The sequence below is a fragment of the Arenimonas sp. genome (assembly GCF_019459675.1).
Taxonomy (GTDB): Bacteria; Pseudomonadota; Gammaproteobacteria; order Xanthomonadales; family Xanthomonadaceae; genus Arenimonas.
The window spans coordinates 1-16,428 of sequence record NZ_JAIBFH010000360.1; the positions used below are offsets into that span (position 1 = coordinate 1).

16 protein-coding genes and 1 riboswitch are annotated in these 16,428 nt (G+C 69.2%); of the genes, 7 read left to right on the forward strand and 9 right to left on the reverse strand.

All coding sequences use genetic code 11. The features are described 5' to 3' along the window. On the forward strand, window positions 1-506 hold a 506-nt coding region (locus tag K0M70_RS11925; protein ID WP_290782209.1), incomplete at its 5' end, for an FAD-linked oxidase C-terminal domain-containing protein. A gap of 41 nt (window positions 507-547) precedes the next feature. Here the strand turns inward: K0M70_RS11925 and K0M70_RS11930 are convergent. After that, on the reverse strand, window positions 548-1,531 hold the full coding sequence (locus K0M70_RS11930) for a hypothetical protein (protein WP_290782211.1): 984 nt from the start codon (window positions 1,529-1,531) through the stop codon (window positions 548-550). Between the two features lie 145 nt (window positions 1,532-1,676). Next, window positions 1,677-2,570 carry an Hsp33 family molecular chaperone HslO gene (locus tag K0M70_RS11935; RefSeq protein ID WP_290782214.1) on the reverse strand — a complete coding sequence of 298 codons (894 nt, stop codon included), beginning with the start codon at window positions 2,568-2,570 and terminating at the stop codon, window positions 1,677-1,679. Between the two features lie 65 nt (window positions 2,571-2,635). Between K0M70_RS11935 and mtgA the strand changes: the two genes are divergently transcribed. After that, window positions 2,636-3,355, forward strand: coding sequence for a monofunctional biosynthetic peptidoglycan transglycosylase (gene mtgA / locus K0M70_RS11940; protein WP_290782217.1), 720 nt, complete (start codon window positions 2,636-2,638; stop codon window positions 3,353-3,355). A gap of 27 nt (window positions 3,356-3,382) precedes the next feature. Here the strand turns inward: mtgA and K0M70_RS11945 are convergent, their stop codons facing one another. Next, window positions 3,383-3,778: an arsenate reductase ArsC gene (locus tag K0M70_RS11945; protein ID WP_290782220.1), complete on the reverse strand. Its 396-nt coding sequence runs from the start codon at window positions 3,776-3,778 to the stop codon at window positions 3,383-3,385. Window positions 3,779-3,820: 42 nt separating this feature from the next. Here K0M70_RS11945 and K0M70_RS11950 point away from each other — a divergent pair, with 42 nt between their 5' ends. Together K0M70_RS11950 and K0M70_RS11955 are read left to right on the forward strand one after the other, a co-directional pair. Continuing rightward, entirely contained in the window at window positions 3,821-4,768 is a 948-nt protein-coding gene (locus K0M70_RS11950) for a glycosyltransferase family 2 protein (protein ID WP_290782222.1), read from the forward strand. Between the two features lie 71 nt (window positions 4,769-4,839). Beyond that, complete coding sequence (locus tag K0M70_RS11955) at window positions 4,840-5,268, forward strand: CBS domain-containing protein (protein WP_290782224.1); 429 nt, start codon at window positions 4,840-4,842, stop codon at window positions 5,266-5,268. An 18-nt stretch (window positions 5,269-5,286) separates the two neighbouring features. Here K0M70_RS11955 and K0M70_RS11960 read toward each other — a convergent pair whose 3' ends face one another. The 5 genes from K0M70_RS11960 to K0M70_RS11980 form a co-directional block, all read right to left on the reverse strand. Continuing rightward, the gene (locus K0M70_RS11960) at window positions 5,287-5,937 is read right to left on the reverse strand and encodes a hemolysin III family protein (RefSeq protein WP_290782227.1); all 651 of its coding nucleotides are present in this window, start codon (window positions 5,935-5,937) and stop codon (window positions 5,287-5,289) included. 158 nt (window positions 5,938-6,095) lie between these two features. Beyond that, window positions 6,096-7,970: a hypothetical protein gene (locus K0M70_RS11965; protein ID WP_290782229.1), complete on the reverse strand. Its 1,875-nt coding sequence runs from the start codon at window positions 7,968-7,970 to the stop codon at window positions 6,096-6,098. Between the two features lie 222 nt (window positions 7,971-8,192). Beyond that, window positions 8,193-8,621 (reverse strand): hypothetical protein, encoded by a 429-nt coding sequence (locus K0M70_RS11970; RefSeq protein WP_290782230.1) that lies wholly within the window; start codon window positions 8,619-8,621, stop codon window positions 8,193-8,195. Window positions 8,622-8,647: 26 nt separating this feature from the next. After that, window positions 8,648-10,252: a peptide chain release factor 3 gene (locus K0M70_RS11975; protein WP_290782232.1), complete on the reverse strand. Its 1,605-nt coding sequence runs from the start codon at window positions 10,250-10,252 to the stop codon at window positions 8,648-8,650. Between the two features lies 1 nt (window position 10,253). Continuing rightward, window positions 10,254-11,369, reverse strand: coding sequence for a phytase (locus K0M70_RS11980; protein ID WP_290782235.1), 1,116 nt, complete (start codon window positions 11,367-11,369; stop codon window positions 10,254-10,256). A 119-nt stretch (window positions 11,370-11,488) separates the two neighbouring features. Continuing rightward, window positions 11,489-11,606, forward strand: a riboswitch (SAM riboswitch). A gap of 170 nt (window positions 11,607-11,776) precedes the next feature. Between K0M70_RS11980 and K0M70_RS11985 the strand changes: the two genes are divergently transcribed. The 3 genes from K0M70_RS11985 to K0M70_RS11995 are packed head-to-tail and all read left to right on the forward strand — an operon-like array spanning window position 11,777 to window position 14,984. Then, window positions 11,777-12,748 (forward strand): homoserine O-succinyltransferase, encoded by a 972-nt coding sequence (locus K0M70_RS11985; RefSeq protein ID WP_290782243.1) that lies wholly within the window; start codon window positions 11,777-11,779, stop codon window positions 12,746-12,748. Beyond that, window positions 12,745-13,938, forward strand: a complete 1,194-nt coding sequence (metB, locus tag K0M70_RS11990; RefSeq protein WP_290782237.1) for a cystathionine gamma-synthase — start codon at window positions 12,745-12,747, stop codon at window positions 13,936-13,938. Before K0M70_RS11985 ends, metB begins: the two co-directional genes overlap by 4 nt. Next, on the forward strand, window positions 13,935-14,984 hold the full coding sequence (locus tag K0M70_RS11995; protein ID WP_290782239.1) for a homoserine dehydrogenase: 1,050 nt from the start codon (window positions 13,935-13,937) through the stop codon (window positions 14,982-14,984). The genes metB and K0M70_RS11995 overlap by 4 nt, the downstream gene beginning before the upstream one ends. 27 nt (window positions 14,985-15,011) lie before the next feature. Here K0M70_RS11995 and K0M70_RS12000 read toward each other — a convergent pair whose 3' ends face one another. Then, window positions 15,012-16,136 carry a phytase gene (locus K0M70_RS12000; RefSeq protein ID WP_290782241.1) on the reverse strand — a complete coding sequence of 375 codons (1,125 nt, stop codon included), beginning with the start codon at window positions 16,134-16,136 and terminating at the stop codon, window positions 15,012-15,014. Between the last annotated feature and the right edge of the window lie 292 nt (window positions 16,137-16,428).

The following is a 16,428-nucleotide window of genomic DNA, read 5'->3' on the forward strand; positions in this document are numbered from 1 at the left end:
CGATCGAGCATTGCCTGGAGCAGGGCTGGGAGCTGGACGGCGTGCAGGCCGCCAGCGAAGCCCAGGCGGCGCAGCTGTGGCGCCTGCGCGAGGGCATCACCGAGGCGCTGGCGCGCTACCGGCCCTACAAGAACGACATCTCGGTGCGCATCGCCGCCCTGCCCACCTTCCTGGCGCAGGCGCGCGCGCTGCTGGACGAGGCGTACCCGCAGTTCGAGGTGGTGTGGTTCGGCCACATCGGCGACGGCAACCTGCACATCAACGTGCTGCAGCCCGACGGCGTCGCGGACCAGGAGTTCATGGCGCAGTGCGCGAAGGTCACCGGCGTGCTGGCGGACCTGCTGCACCAGGTGGGCGGCAGCATTTCGGCCGAACACGGCATCGGCCTGGTGAAGAAGGACTACCTTGAAAGCACGCGTACGGCGGCGGAGATAGCTTTGATGCGCGGCATTCGCGCCGTGCTTGATCCCAGGGGGATACTCAATCCGGGCAAGCTGTTCGACTGACGGCGGTCGGGCCCGGCTGGCGCGCCCGCACGAAGACCGGGTTAGAGGTCTTGCTCGTAGCGGATGTAGGGGACGCGCGAAGAGTCGTCGTCGTCCTTGTCGGCCGTCGAGAACGGATTCTTGCCGCGGGTGGCAAGATTCTCGGCGCCCACGCTCAGGCGGGCCTTCCACGGCGCGCGCCAGGTCACGCCCAGCCCCACGTTGCTGTAGCTGTTGCTGCTGCCGGGGACATCGATGACGTTGCCGATGACTTCGCCGCCGAAATTGCCGATGCCGCCGCCTAGGCTCAGCGTGCCGGTGTTCCATTCGGGACGCACGCCGCCGGGCAGCTGGTTGGCCGGAACGATGCGAGCGCGCGCCAGGGTGCCGCCGATGCTGACCCAGCCCGACTCGCCGACCTTGAGCTCACCGAGCAGGCCGATGTCTTCCTGTTCGAATTCGGCGCCGTTGAGCGACAGCAGCACGTCGGACGGACCTGCGCCGGGCGTGGTGCCCGGGAGCGCCAGCGGCGTTTCGATGTTGAAGCGGTTCAGGCCCAGGCTGGCCGACAGCGCCGAGCGGTCGCTTTCCAGCCGGACTTCGGTGCGCACGCCGGGACGCGAATAGGCCAGCGGCAGCGCGGGGTTGGGCGCCAGGTTGGCGACCATGCAGTGCTGCGACAGCGAGCCGAAGCTGCGCGAAACGCTGTTGCCCTGGCACAGCAGGCCCACGGTGGGGCTGCTTTCAAGGCTGAGGCTGGTACCGATGCGGCGGCCGCTGTCGAGCGGGATGTTGATGCCCGCACCTACGCCCACGCCAGGCGCCGAGGGGCGGCCCAGGATACGGTCCAGCGACGAGCGGGCAGGCGTACCGGCACCGGATTCGATCAGCAGGAAACCTTCGATCTGGTTGTTGCGGATGATGGGCAGCGCGGTGGTGTTGCTGTCGTCGGCCGGCAGCACCAGCGGCGCAGGCACCTGGGCCAGCGCGGGCAGGGCCGCGACGGCAAGCAGGGCAGCGACGATGGGGCGCAGCAGCGGCAACATGTTCAATCCTTCCTTTGGCCCACTTGGAGTCTTGCCGGTCCGGATGGTTCCCCGGGGCGGGCAGCGACGCCACTTTACAATAATTTAACCCTTTCCGCCCAGCCGTCAATACCCGCCCCGGCCCGCGTTGCTGACAGGCCGGCCGCTACTGGAGGCGGTCGGAGCCCGGCGCGGTGGGGGAAACGCTGAACAGGCTGGCTATCTGTTCAGCTTCAAACCGGTAGCCCTCGCCGCAGAAGTCGCAGTGCACCAGGGCCACGCCGTCCACCAGGGCGCTCTGGGCTTCGTCGGCTCCCAGCGTACGCAGCATGTCGCCCACCCTTTCACGCGAGCACGAACAGGCAAAGGCCAGGGGGCGGCGGTCGAGCAGCTTCTCCCGCTCCTCGTGGATGAGGCGGTGCAGCAGGGTTTCCACCGGCAGCTGGGCCAGCTCCTGGCCGCCCAGGGTCTCGAACAGGGCGTTGCAGCGGTTCCAGCCGTCCATGTCGCCTTCGGCGCCGGGCAGCTTCTGCAGCATCACGCCGGCGGTGCGGCCCTCCACCGTGGCCAGCAGAAGACGGGTGGGCAACTGCTCGGACTGGTCGAAATAGGCCTCGAAGGCCTCCGCCAGGCTGTCGGCTTCCAGGCCCACCAGGCCCTGGTAGCGCGTGGTTTCCTGCGCGCCGGGCGGCGTGGACTCGATGGTGATGGCCAGCAGCGAGCCCGCGCCGAAGGCCCGCGGGGTCAGCGGGCTGGGCAGGGGGTGGTCGAAGTGGGCGATGCCGCGCAGCGTGCCCGCCGCCGTGCATTCGGCGAACAGCGTGCGCAGGGCGCCGGTGCCGCGCAGCTGCACGCTCAGGCGGCCGTCGATCTTGGCGTGCCCGGTGAACAGCGCGGCCGCGGCGCAGGTTTCCCCCAGGCGCGCCGCCACTTCCGGCGGGTAGTCGGTGCGGGCGGCGATTTCGGTCCAGGTCTGGTCCAGGTGCACCACCACGCCGCGGATGCCGGAGCGTTCGAGCAGGAAGCGGGTCAGGGTGTCGCGATCGGGATGGGGTTTCATGCCGCGATTTTACCCCAGCGGGGATGCGTCCGGTTTCCGGGCGCGGGCGGGTATCCTGCTGGGCGATGAACACCCTCAACCGCCGACTACCCGTGAAGAAAAAGCGTCGCTGGCTGCGTCGGCTGTTGCTGCTGCCGTTCGTGCTGGTGGGCCTGACGGTGCTGCAGGTGGCCACGCTGCGCTTCATCGACCCGCCCGCCAGCGCCTTCATGGTCTGGCGGCAGTGGGACGGCCTGGGCGAGAAGGACTTTGCACTGAGCTACACCTGGCGCGACTACGGCCAGATTTCCGCCCAGCTGCCCATTGCGCTGGTGGCGGCCGAAGACCAGAAGTTTCCCGTGCACCGCGGCTTCGACCTGGAGGCCATCGACAAGGCGCTCGACAGCAACGCCCGCGGTGGCCGCGTGCGCGGCGGCAGCACCATCAGCCAGCAGGTGGCCAAGAACCTGTTCCTGTGGAGCGGTGGCGGCTATTTCCGCAAGGGGCTGGAGGCCTGGTACACGCTGCTGATCGAAACGATGTGGTCCAAGCAGCGCATCCTGGAGGTGTACGCCAACATCGCCGAGTTCGGCGACGGCGTTTACGGCGCGGAGGCCGCGGCGCAGGCGTTCTTCGGCAAGCCCGCCAGCGCGCTCACCGCGGCCGAAAGCGCGCGCCTGGCCGCCGTGCTGCCCAACCCGAAGAAATACAGCGCCCGCAGCCCCGGCCCCTACGTGCAGCGCCGCGCGGCATGGATCCAGCGCAACGTCCGCAATCTCGGCGGCCCGGCCTACCTCGAGCCCTGACGGCCCGGCGACCGGCCGGTGCCGGGTTCAGCGATGCGAGCGCAGGTGCGCCAGCAGCGCCTGGACGCGGCGGCGGATGTCGTTGCGAACGTCCAAGTAGAACGCGTCGCTACGGCCGGCGGTGTCCTTGATGGGCCAGTCCTCGCGCACGCGCGCGGGGATGCGGGGGCAGGCGTCGCCGCAGCCCATCGTCACCACGGCGTCGAACTCGCCGGTGACCTCGTCCAGCGAGCGACAGACCTGGGTGCTGATGTCGATGCCCAGTTCGGCCATCGCTTCGATGGCGCGCGGGCTGACCTGGCCCACGGGGCGGGAGCCGGCGCTGATGGCCTCCACCTGGTAGCCGCCATGGAAGCGGGCAAAGCCCTCGGCCATCTGGCTGCGGTTGGCGTTCTCGACGCACACGAAAAGGAGTCTTGGCATGGGCAAATGGTACACCGCGCCGGGCTGCGGCTAAGATTGGGCATGGCCGACACCTCTTCGCTCACCATCGTCATCGCCGCTTTCAACGAGCAGTCGGCGCTGCCGGTCCTGCACCCGCGGCTTTCCCGCGTGCTTGACGGCCTGGGCCTGGACTGCCGCGTGCTGTACGTCGACGACGGCAGCCGCGACGGCACCTGGGCCGTGCTGCGCGACATCGCCGCCGCCGATCCGCGGGTGTCGCTGCTGCGGCTGGCCCGCAACTTCGGCAAGGAGCTGGCGCTCACTGCCGGCCTGGACCAGGTGCACACCGACGCGGCGATGGTGCTCGATGCCGATGGACAGGACCCGCCGGAGCTGATCCCGGCGTTCGTGGCGAAATGGCGCGAGGGCTTCGACGTGGTCTACGGCACGCGGTCGCGCCGGGACGGCGAAACGTGGTTCAAGCGGTTCACCGCCGCGGGTTTCTACCGGGTGATGCGCTGGCTGTCCCAAACCGACATCCCGCGTGACACCGGCGATTTCCGCCTGATGTCGTCCCGCGTGCTGGACGCGCTGCGCCAGCTGCGTGAGCGGCAGCGCTTCATGAAGGGTCTTTTCACCTGGGTGGGGTTCCGCCAGGTGTCGCTGCCCTACGAACGCGAAGCGCGCATGGCCGGCGACAGCAAGTTCAATTACTGGCGGCTGTGGAACCTGGCGCTGGAGGGCATCACCAGCTTTTCCACGGTGCCGCTGCGGCTGGCCACCTACGTGGGGGTGCTGACGGCCCTGGTCGCGTTCGGCTGGGGTCTGTGGATCATCGCCCGCACCGTGCTGTGGGGCGACCCGGTGCAGGGCTGGCCGTCGCTGATGACGGTGGTGCTTTTCCTGGGCGGCATCCAGCTGGTGGCGCTGGGCATCATCGGTGAATACCTGGGTCGCCTGTACGTGGAAGCCAAGCAGCGACCGCTTTACGTGGTCAGCGAGGCCGTGGGCCCGCACGCTCCGGGCTGACCGGCCCGGTCCCCTCCCGCTGGTCCCGCGACGGGGCTATGATCAAAGCGAGTTCGACGGAGGGCCAACCGATGCGCAACGTGAACCAGATCCTCGAAGCGAAGGGTGCGCGCATCGTCGCGGTGCCCAAGGAAGCGCCGGTGCTTGAGGTGATCCGCCTGATGGCCGAGCACCACATCGGCTCGGTGCTGGTGGTGCAGGGCGGTGAACTGCTGGGCATCGCCACCGAGCGCGACTACGCCCGCAAGGTCATCCTGCAGGGCCGGTCTTCCAGCGACACGCCGGTAGCGCAGATCATGTCCAGCCCGGTGGTTACCGTCGGGCCCACCGACACGGTGCAGACCTGCATGGCGGTGATGACCGACCGCAAGATACGCCACCTGCCGGTGGTAGAGGATGGCCAGCTGTTGGGCCTGATTTCCATCGGCGACCTGGTGAAGGCGGTCATCGAGGACCAGCAGCACGAGATTGCCCAGCTGCAGCAATACATCGCCAGCTGAACCTGCACGGCCCGGCCGTCAGGCCAGCACCACCTGGTGCGTTACCGCCACGAAGTGGCAGGCACTGCCCAGCAGGACGAATCCGTGCCATATCGCATGTGCGAACGGGATGCGTTTGCTCATGTAGAACACCGTGCCCAGCGTGTACGCCAGCCCGCCGCCCAGAAGCCAGCCCAGCGTTTCAGGCGGGATCTGGCGCAGGAACGGTTTGATCGCAATCACCGCCATCCAGCCCATGCCGATATAGATCAGGGTGGACACGCCCTTGAAGCGGCCGGTGAAGAACAGCTTGAACACCACCCCCGCCACCGCCAGCGTCCACGTGGCCGCGAACAGCCACCAGCCGCCGTCCTCGCGCAGGCCCACCAGGGTGAACGGGGTGTAGGTGCCGGCAATCAGCAGGAAGATGGCGCAGTGGTCGAACACCTTCAGCCGGCCCTTGGTCACGCGGTCGTGGCTGAGGTGGTAAAGCGTGGACGCCAGGTACAGCAGCACCAGGGTGATGCTGAAGACGATCGCGCTGCCCAGCTGCCATCCGTTGCCGTAGGCCGCGGCCAGCGTCACCAGCACGCTGCCGCCCACCAGTGATGCCAGCGCACCTATCCCGTGGGTGATGGCGTTGGCGCGCTCTTCGCGCGGGGATTCGTGGTCGTGTTCGTACTCGGTCATGCGCCGAGCGTGAGGCCGCCGGCTCGAGTCCGCAACCCAAACCCCCGCACTCACCAGGAGCGGGGTCAGGCTAACTTCCGCCGCCAATGCAGTGGATGGATCCCCAAAGAAAAAGGCCCGCCGAAGCGGGCCTTTCTTTTTGCATGCCGCGGCGTGGATCAGTTGGTGCCGGGGCGGACCATCACGTGGTTGCTGACCGTGCCCGATTCCGGGTTGACGATCTGGTACAGGCCCTGGATCTGCTTGTTCGGGCCCGACACGGTCACGTTGAGCGTGGCGCGCGGGGCCGCGGTGAAGCCGGTCAGCACCGAGTTCAGGTCCACCACCAGGGTCTTGCCGGCGGCAACGGTGCCGGTGAGGTTGGCGGTGGAAATGACGTTGCCGGTTTCACCCAGCACTTCGATCACGTACTCACGGGCCTGCGAGCCGGTGTTGGTCAGCACCATGCGGCTCAGGTAGCCGTTGGGCACCTGCGCCAGCGGGGCCTGCAGCTCGGCGCCGTTGCGGGTGATGGCACCCAGCGCCAGCGGACCGCGCGGCGTGACGGCGTAGACCGCCGGGGCGGCCGACACCGGGGCCAGGGCCACGGTGTAGTCGCTGACCGGGATCGGGTCACCGCTGACTTCGAAGCACAGGAAGTGGTCGAGCTTGGCGGCAGCGCCGATCACGAAGGTGGCGCCGGTGTCGTCGAAGGCGTTGGCCGACTGGATGTTGACGGCGCAGTTGGCGTTCGGGCTGAAGAACACGTCGCCGGCGCTGTCGAAGTCGCCGGCAAACCGGAGCGCGGTGTTCGCACCCGTCAGGTCAGCCAATTCGACGGCCAGGCCGTCCAGGGTGATCGGCTGTTCGTCGCCCAGCACGGCCTGCACGGTGCCGTAGCTGAAGCCACCAATCTGGGCCCGGTCGGTGCTGGAGGTCGGCGCCGCCACCACGAACTGGCTGTAGGCCGGGTCGTCGGACTCGACGTCGGCAACCGCGCCGGCCTGCGAATCCACCACCAGCGCATAGCTGGGGTTGAAGCGCAGGTAGGCACCGGAGGAAGCGGCAACGCGACCGGTCGGGCCGCCGGCCTGGGCCTGCGACGGGAAGTCGTACAGGCCGTAGGTGCAGTCCACGTCGGCCTGGCTGCCCACGGTGCGGGTGCCGTCCACGGTGAAGCCGTCGGTGGCGATGACCGGCGTGGCGCCGGCCGTGATCGAGAAGAAGATCGCGTCCGAACCCAGGCCGTTGACCGAGCCGATGGTGTTGGACGGATCGCCCGTGAAGTCGATCACCGAGGCGGTGGTGAACTCGGCGCCCGGGCAGTGCAGGCGGGCGTAGCGCACTTCACCCGAGGAGAAGGCATAGCCGACTTCGGTCAGCAGGTTGAGGCGGCCCGCCGGGTTGGCGAGGGTGCGCTCGGGCGGCAGGATCAGCTCTTCGGCCACCGGCACGGGGCTGTTGCTGCCCGGGACGGTGAGCGTGACGCCCGGCGGCGAGTTGGGCGCCTGCAGGATCACGTGTTCCCAAGTGGCGTTCCCGTTGAGGGTGGTCGTGCCGCAGCGGTATCCGCCGTAATTGGCGACGGTGGTCGCCTCGGTGTGGACGCACATGCGCAGGTTCTCAACGGTCCCGACACCGATGTCGCAGCTGTTGCGGCTGATCGGTTCGCCAGCCGGGGCGAAGCCGTACGACCAGCTGTCGTTGAAGTACCAGCCCACGCCGTTGGCGACGGTCGGAATATTGAAGCCGCCGGGATTGGTGGTGGGGTTGCCGGTGTCGAGGAAGACCGCGGTACGTTCCGCCTGGGCCAGCAGCGTGAAGTTGGGGTTGCCGACCGGGCGGCAGGCCAACATGATCCGGTCGTCGGTGCAGGCGGCCAGGATGTCGGCCACCGGCGTGGCCGGGGTGCCCGAGAAGTTGTTGCTGTAGCAGGTGGTCCAGCCGCCACCGGTGGCGGTGGCTTCCGGGATGTTTTGCTGGACGCCCACAGGGGCGTAGGCGGGCTGGGCGACGGCGGTGCCGGCGATCATCAGCCAGGCGGACAGCGACATGAAGGCGCCTGTGGCAAGCCGGCGAGCCGGGCTTGATGCGTTCGTATGGTGCATTCGGATAAACCCCTGTTTATGAATGTTTGGCCGTTGGACGGCTGGGTGACGGACCAGCGTGCTGGCGCCACGGCCGGATTCTACATCCGTTTACGTGCGGGCGGAGTGCGTTGGCGCACCTAAGGGGGGGGCTGCCTCGCAGGGCCTGCCAAAGCCGCAACCGGCCGGTTAACGGGGCGCGCCCAGCTCCGTCGCGACCAGCGCCACGGTGCGCGGCGTCCGGCCAGTACACTGGAGGTGGTATCGCTTGCCTCCTTCCACGTCCACCACGGCGGACCGCCCGGAGTCGCGCAGACTGGTGACACAGTAGCCACGCAGCTCGTAGCGGCCCGCCCTGACGACGGCCATGCCGTGTTTCACGACCCCCACGGCCTTCTTTCGCGCGGGCTTGCCGTCCACGTAGGGCGTGATTCCGCCGAGTCGGGTCCTGACGCCTTCGTTGTCCGCCTGGTTGAAGTACACAAGCGCCACCTCGCTGACGGGCGTGGATTCATCGGCTCCAATGAACAGGATCTCACCCTCCGCCGGAGGTGGCTCCGCCGCAAGCAGCGGGGCGGACAGCAGCAGTGCAGTGGCGATGAACGCGCTGAGACGCATGTCGTGGTTCCTTTTGCGCACCGGGGCTATTCCAGGGCCAGGGTCTGGGCGTGTTCGCGGGTGGCGGCGAACTCCAGGTCCGGCCAGCGCTCCTGGGTCAGCTGCAGGTTCACGCGCGTGGGGGCCAGGTAGACCAGCTGGCCGGCACCGTCGAGCGCGAGGTTCATCGCCGCCTTTTCGCGGAACTCTTCCAGCTTGGCGGGCGTGCCGCCCTTGATCCAGCGCGCTGTGGACACGGTGATCGGTTCGAAGCTGGCGTCCACGCTGTATTCGTCCTTCAGCCGGTAGGCCACCACGTCGAACTGCAGCGTGCCCACCGCGCCCAGGATCAGGTCGTTGCTCATCAGCGGCCGGAAGAACTGGGTGGCGCCTTCCTCGGATAGCTGGGCCAGGCCCTTCTGCAGCTGCTTGAGCTTGAGCGGGTCGCGCAGGCGGGCGCGCCGGAACAGTTCAGGCGCGAAGTTGGGGATGCCGGTGAAGCCCAGCACTTCGCCCGATGTGAAGGTGTCGCCGATGGAAATGGTGCCGTGGTTGTGCAGGCCGATCACGTCCCCGGGGTAGGCCGTCTCGACGATCTCGCGGTCGCTGGCCATGAAGGTCAGCGCGTTGGCCAGCTTGACCTCCTTGCCCAGGCGCACGTGGTAGGCCTTCATGCCGCCCTCGTACTTGCCCGAGCACACGCGCAGGAAGGCCACGCGGTCGCGGTGCTGCGGGTCCATGTTGGCCTGGATCTTGAACACGAAGCCGGTGAAGGTTTCCTCTTCCGGTGCCACCACGCGGGTGGTGGTGCCGCGGGCCTGCGGGCCGGGCGCATGTTCGACGAAGAAGTCCAGCAGCGGCTGCACGCCGAAGTTGTTCACGGCCGAACCGAAGAATACCGGGGTCTGCCTGCCGGCCAGGTAGGCTTGCTTGTCGAAGGAATGCGACGCGCCCTGCACCAGTTCGAGCTCGTCCTTCAGGTCGGCCAGCATCTGCACGCCGATGCGCTCGGCCAGGCCGGGGGCGTCGATGGACGGGAAGATGGTGGAGTCCTGGCGGGTGAAGTTGCGGCCCTGTTCGTAGATGTGCACTTCGCCGCTGACCAGGTGCACCACGCCGCGCAGGCGCTGGCCCATGCCGATCGGCCAGGTGATGGGTGCGCACTGGATGCCCAGCACGCTCTCGATTTCATCCAGCAGCTCGATCGGCTCCTTGCCCTCGCGGTCGAGCTTGTTGATGAAGCCCATGATCGGCGTGTCGCGCAGGCGGCAGACCTCCATCAGCTTGATGGTGCGCTCCTCGACGCCCTTGGCCACGTCAATCACCATCAGCGCCGAGTCCACCGCCGTCAGCACGCGATAGGTGTCTTCGCCGAAGTCGGCGTGGCCCGGGGTGTCGAGCAGGTTGATGATGCAGTCCTCGTACGGGAACTGCATCACCGACGAGGTCACCGAGATGCCGCGCTCCTTTTCCAGCGCCATCCAGTCGGACGTGGCGTGGCGCGCGGCCTTGCGGCCCTTCACCGAGCCGGCCATCTGGATCGCGCCGCCGAACAGCAGCAGCTTCTCGGTCAGCGTGGTCTTGCCGGCGTCGGGGTGGGAAATGATGGCGAAGGTGCGGCGTCGCCGCGTCTGCTTGAGGTAATCGGACATGTCAGTGGGCGCCGCAGTTCTGGCGCAGGTCCAGGGCGGTGGCGATGTCGCGCCAGTCGAAGGCGCCTACGCCGCGGTCATCGTGGGCGGCGTAAAGCACGCCCTCGGGGAAGCGCCGCGTAGCCACCGAGTGCAGCGATATGCCGTCGGTCAGCGCCACCTGGTTGCCCTTGAAGCTGCCGCGGAAGTCCAGCGTCACCCGGTCGAACAGGTGGAAGACCGTGCGGTCGGCGGACTGGTCGGCCGTGATCCAGTAGCCGCTGCCGTCCTGGCAGGCCCACAGCGCCACGCCCTCGGCCTGGGCCTGGAAGCGGTCGGGCGGCAGGTCGCGGCCGGTGTAGGTGCCGTCCATGCGGTATTCGCGCAGGGTGGTGCCCACCCGTGTGTCTTCCTCGGCAATCAGCAGGCGGTCGTGCAGCGGGTCGCCGGCGATGGATTCGACCATGCGCAGCGCGCCTGCCGGGGTGGTGTCGCCGAACTGGCCCAGCAGTTGCGCCCGGGGGGACTCGCCGTCGATCCTGACGCGGTAGCGCTTCACCCGCTGGTCGAGCTGGTCCATGGGCGGCACGAGCTCGGTGCGGAAGTCGGCCATGAAGCTGTCCGTGACCATCAGCTCGAGTTCGCCCGGCGCGGTTTCATGCAGCCACAGGCCGTAGGGGTTGAGCAGTTCGCCCTGGCCGAACACCGCCACCGGCTGGAAATCAGGCAGCCGCAGCACCTGCACGCGCTGGTTGTCGCGCTCCACCACGAACACCAGGTCGGCGTAGACCGCAACGCCATTGGGGCGGTTGAACTGGCCGGGGCTTTCGCCGGGGCCGCCCACGGTGCGCAGCAGTGCGCCGGTGTTGCCGTCGTAAACCACCAATTGGTTGCTTTCCTTGCCGGTGGCGATCAGCCAGGTGCCTCCGGCCGGTGCATTCCAGGCGGCCACGGAGTCGATTTCATGCTCGGGCAAGGGCGAGGTCATGAACGCCTCGGCCACCGAGATGGCCGGGACGTTCTCGCGCGCTTCGGGCAGCGGGGCCGAGGAACTGTCGGGGCGGGTGGCGGGGCCGGTGCAGGCGACCAGCAGCACGACCAGGGGCAGGGCGAGGAAACGCAGGGTAGGGGGTGTCATGGGTCGGCATTATGCCGCAGCCGCACGCGGCCGAGGCGGTACCGGGCCGGCGATCCATCGCTTCATCCGCATGAAGGGATTGACAACCGTCGGAAACCGCTGCAATCTCGATCCCGCAACACCCATCGAGACCGGCTGAGGGGATAGGCCCGAAGAAGCCGGGGCAACCCATGCAGGAGCAATCCGGCATGAAGGTGCCAATTCCTGCGGGGACGAAAGTCCGCCGAGAGATGGGTCGTATCGCTCCCCGGAACATCGGGGGCATCCGACGCCGGCTTTTGACCGCAGGAACCTCGCTGGGCCCAACGCCCACCAGGAGCCGTGCGATGAGCCTCACCCCTTCCCCCGCCCATGAAGCCCTTGCTGCCGCCGCAGCCGACGCCTGCGCCTACGACGCCGGCGCATCGATGCCGGCCCGGCCGGCGCGTCGCTTCGTGCTGGACCTGCAGCTGCCGCTGCGGCATGCCGGCCACCGCAGCGTGGTGGTGCGCGGGGAGTGGTTGGGTCCGGCCGACGCGCCGCTCGTCGTGGTCGCGGGCGGCATTTCGGCCAATCGGCACGTTGCCGCTGGACCGGGCGACGCCGAGCCGGGCTGGTGGGAAGCCCAGGTGGGGCCGGGCCGCGCCATCGACACCGCCCGGCTGCGCGTGCTGGCCATTGACTGGCTGGGCGCAGATGGGGGCCTGGACGCCCCGATCGACAGCGCCGACCAGGCGGACGTGATCGCGCGGGTGCTCGATCGCCTCGGCGTGGATCGCGTGGCGGCCTTCGTCGGGGCGTCCTACGGCGCGATGGTCGGGCTTCAATTCGCCGCCCGCCACGGCGCGAGGCTCGATCGCCTGGTGGCGATATCCGGCGCACACCGCCCGCATCCGTATGCCAGTGCGTGGCGCGCGCTGCAGCGCCAATGCGTGGCGCTGGGCCGCAGCGAAGGCGCTGTCAGCCAGGGCCTGGCCCTCGCGCGCCAGTGGGCGATGCTGAGCTACCGCACGCCGGAGGAGTTCGCCGAGCGCTTCGACTCGCCGGCGGTGATTGACGACGGCGTGGCCCGCTGTGCCGCCGAGGATTACCTGGAAAGCTGCGGCCGCCGCTATGCGGCGCGTTGGACCAGCACCGCCTTCCTGCGCCTGTCGGAATCCATCGACCTGCACTGCGTGGACCCGGCCGACGTGCGCGTGCCCACCACCGTCGTCGCCATCCAGGAAGACCGGCTGGTGCCGCTGTCGGACCTGCAGGCGCTGGTGGAATCGCTGGGCGGCGGGTCGCGGCTTTGCGTGCTGCGCTCGCGCTTCGGCCACGACGCGTTCCTGAAGGAAGAAGCCGCCGTGGATGCGCTGCTTCGCGATGCCCTGGCGGCGTGCACGGGAGGTGCGGCATGAGCACGCGCTGTCCAGCCACCGCCGCCGTGCGCGCCGGCATTGACGCCGACGCGGCTTTCGGCGCCGTCACGCCGCCGCTGGTGCTGTCGAGCAACTTCAGCTTCGCCGGCTTCGGCCAGAAGCGGAAGTACGACTACACGCGCAGCGGCAATCCCACCCGCGACCAGCTGGCCGACGCCCTGGCCGAACTCGAGGGTGGCGCCGGTGCCGTGGTCACCGCCACCGGCATGGCGGCCATCACCCTGGTGCTGGAGGCCCTGCTGCAGCCGGGCGACCGCCTGGTGGTGACGCACGACTGCTACGGCGGCAGCTGGCGGCTGTTTGACGCGCTGGCGCGAAAGGGCCGCTTCGAACTGGTGCTGGCCAACCTGGCCGACCCGATCGCGCTGGCCGAGGCGCTGTCGCGGCCGACCAGGCTGGTCTGGATCGAAACCCCGTCCAATCCGCTGCTTCGCATCACCGACCTGCGCCACGTGATCGAAGCCTCGCGCCGGGCAGGGGCCCTGGCCCTGGTGGACAACACCTTCCTTTCGCCGGCACTGCAGACGCCGATCGAGTTCGGCGCCGACCTGGTGCTGCACTCCACCACCAAGTACATCAACGGCCACAGCGACGTGGTGGGCGGCGCGGTGGTGTCGCGCGATGCGGCATTGAATGAAACCTTGGCCTGGTGGGCGAATGCGCTGGGGCTGACCGGCTCGCCGTTCGACAGCTTCCTGACCCTGCGCGGGCTGCGCACGCTGGACGCCCGGCTGCGCGTGCACCAGGAAAACGCCTCGGCCCTGGCCGAGCGGCTGCAGCGCCATCCCGCCCTGTCGGCCGTGCATTACCCGGGACTCTCCACCCATCCGGGCCATGCGCTGGCCGCCCGGCAGCAGCGCGGGTTCGGCGCCATGATCTCGCTCGATCTCGTGGGCGGCGTGCCCGCGGTGCGCGCGTTCCTGGATGGACTCGAGCACTTCACCCTGGCCGAATCGCTGGGCGGCGTGGAAAGCCTGGTGGCCCATCCGGCGACGATGACGCATGCCGCCATGTCGGTTGATGCGCGACGCGTGGCGGGCATCGGCGAGGGCCTGCTGCGGCTGTCGGTGGGCATCGAGGCGCTGGAGGACCTGGAAGCCGACATCGCGGCCGCCCTGGAGCGCGCGCTGCACGTGGCCGCACCCGCCGCCAACGAGTTGGCGAAATGAGCGTGCTGCCGCTGCCTCGGCCGGAGCAACAGCCCCAGGTTCGGCGCGTGGCCCTCTTGGGCGTGGGCACCGTCGGCCGCGCCCTGCTGGAGCGGCTGCAGGCGCTGCAGCATCCGCGGCTGCAGCTGTGCCTGGCGGCCAGTTCGCGCCAGCGCTGGCTGGATGCCGAGGGACTGGCGAACAGCGGGGCATGGCCAGACGCCGAGGCGCACGACGGCTCCGGTGCCCTGCCCGATGCGTTTCGCCCTGGCGACATCGCGGTGGACGCCACCGCAAGCGCTGAACTGGCGGCGTGGCATCCTCGCTGGCTGCGCCAGGGTCTGAACGTGGTGAGCGCCAACAAGCTGGGGCTCGGGGGACCGCTGCTTCGCCAGCATGAGATCCGCCTCCTGGCCACGGACGGCCGCCACTACGGCGACGCCGCCACCGTTGGCGCCGGCTTGCCGGTGCTGCGTGCCGTGCGGGAGCTGCGGGCAGGCGGCGACCGCATCGGCGCCATCGTCGGCGTGCTGTCGGGCACGCTGGCCTGGCTGTTCGACGGCTACGACGGCAGTGAGCCGTTCTCGCAGCGCGTGCTGTCGGCGGTGGCTCAGGGTTACGCCGAACCCGATCCGCGCGTGGACCTGTCGGGCGAGGATGTGAAGCGCAAGCTGCTGATCCTGGCGCGCACCGCGGGCTATGCGCTGGAAGACGCGGAGGTGCGGGTGGACTCGCTGCTGACGCCTGCCATCGAGTCGGCTTCCGCGCAGCAGCTGGCCCAGGCGCTTGCCGCCCTGGACGGGCCGCTGGGCGAGCGCGCCGCGCGCACCGCCCGCGACGGCAAGGTGTTGCGCTACGTGGCGCGCCTGGATGCCGCCGGCGCGCGCCTGGGTCTGGAAGCGTTGGCGCCCGACGACCCGATCGCCGTCGGCCGCGGCTGCGACAACCGCGTGGCCATCTGGAGCACCCGCTACCGCGACCGGCCCCTGCAGATCCAAGGGCCCGGCGCCGGCGCCGAGGTCACCGCCGCTGCGCTGCTGGACGACCAGCTGCGCGTCCTGGGCTGAGCGGGAGTGGCGGGGCCGCAGTAAGGATCAGGCGCCTTCGCAGGTTTTGCGCAGATTCAGGGCCGCGGCGATGTCGCTCCAGTCGAAGGCGCCTACCGCCATGTCGTCGTGCACGGCGTAGAAAACGCCCTGCGGGAAGCGCTGGGTGCCCGACTGCTGCAGCCAGACGCCGTCGGTGTTGGCCACGGCCTTGCCTGCGAACGCACCGACGTGCTCGAGCGTCTGGCGGTCGAAGACATGGAACAGGCTCAGGTCCTTGAACTGGTCGGTGGCGAGCCAATAGCCGCTGCCGTCCGGGCAGGACCAGAGCGTGACGCCCTCGGCCTGCGCCTTGAAGCGGCCCACGCCCAGGGACTTGCCGCGGAAATCGCCGGCCATGGAGTATTCGCGATAGCCGGTGCCGGTGGCGACGTCTTCCTCGGCAATCAGCAGGCGGTCGTTGGCAACGTCGCCCCAGATCGACTCAGGCACGCGGATGGCGCCCTGCGCCGTAGTGTCGCCGAACGCACCGCTGCTGATCGCCGACACGGCGCCTTCGTCGGCGCGCACCAGGTAGCGCTGCACGCGGCGGTCAAGCTGCGCCAGCGGCGGCGGAATGTCGTCGCCGTTGGCGTCTTCGCCGATCATGTAGGCGTCGGTGACCAGCACTTCGAGCTCGCCCGAGGCGTGTTCGCGGATGAACAGGCCGTAAGGCTGCTTGAGCTCGGCCTCGCCGAACGTGGCCACGGTGGCCAGCGACGGCAGCCACAGGACCTGCACGCGGCGATTGTCGCGCTCCACCACGAACAGATGGTCACCGCTGACGGCCACGCCGTTGGGCCGCTTGAACTGCCCGGGGCGGCTGCCCTCCGTGCCCACGGTGCGCAGGGTGGCACCCGTGTCGCCGTCGTACACCACCAGGCCCTTGCCTTCCTTGGCGGTGGCGAACAGCCAGGTCTTGCCGTCGGGGGCGCGCCAGGCCGCGGGCGAGTCAATGTTGTCCTTGGGCGTGAGCGCGCTGACAAACGCCTCGGCCACGGTGACGTGCGCTTCGCCCGAAGCGCTCAGCAGCGGGTCGGCTCCCTCCACCTCGTCGGGCTCGCGGTCGGGCGTGCTGGCGCAGCCGGCCAGCAGCAGCGGGATCAGGCAAAGGGCGAGGGACGTCGGGCGCATCGTTGGCTCCGTGGTGGCGGGTGGAAAGGGCGTGACGTTTATATCGCCCTTTGGCGTCGTTCCTGTGACAGTACCGCGCCGTCATAATTTGTCCACGCTGAGCGCGTAGAAAGCCTCTGGTCAACTCCAGGGGAACACCGCGGTCATGAAAAAGAATCTGCTCGCCACCGGGCTTTCGCGCGCCATTGCCAGCGCCCTTCTCATCGCCGGGGCCGCCCCGGCGCCGCAGGCGGCGGCCCCCCCCCCCCCCCGCGCCCCCCCCCCCCGGGGTGCCCGGGCGGGGCGCGGGGCG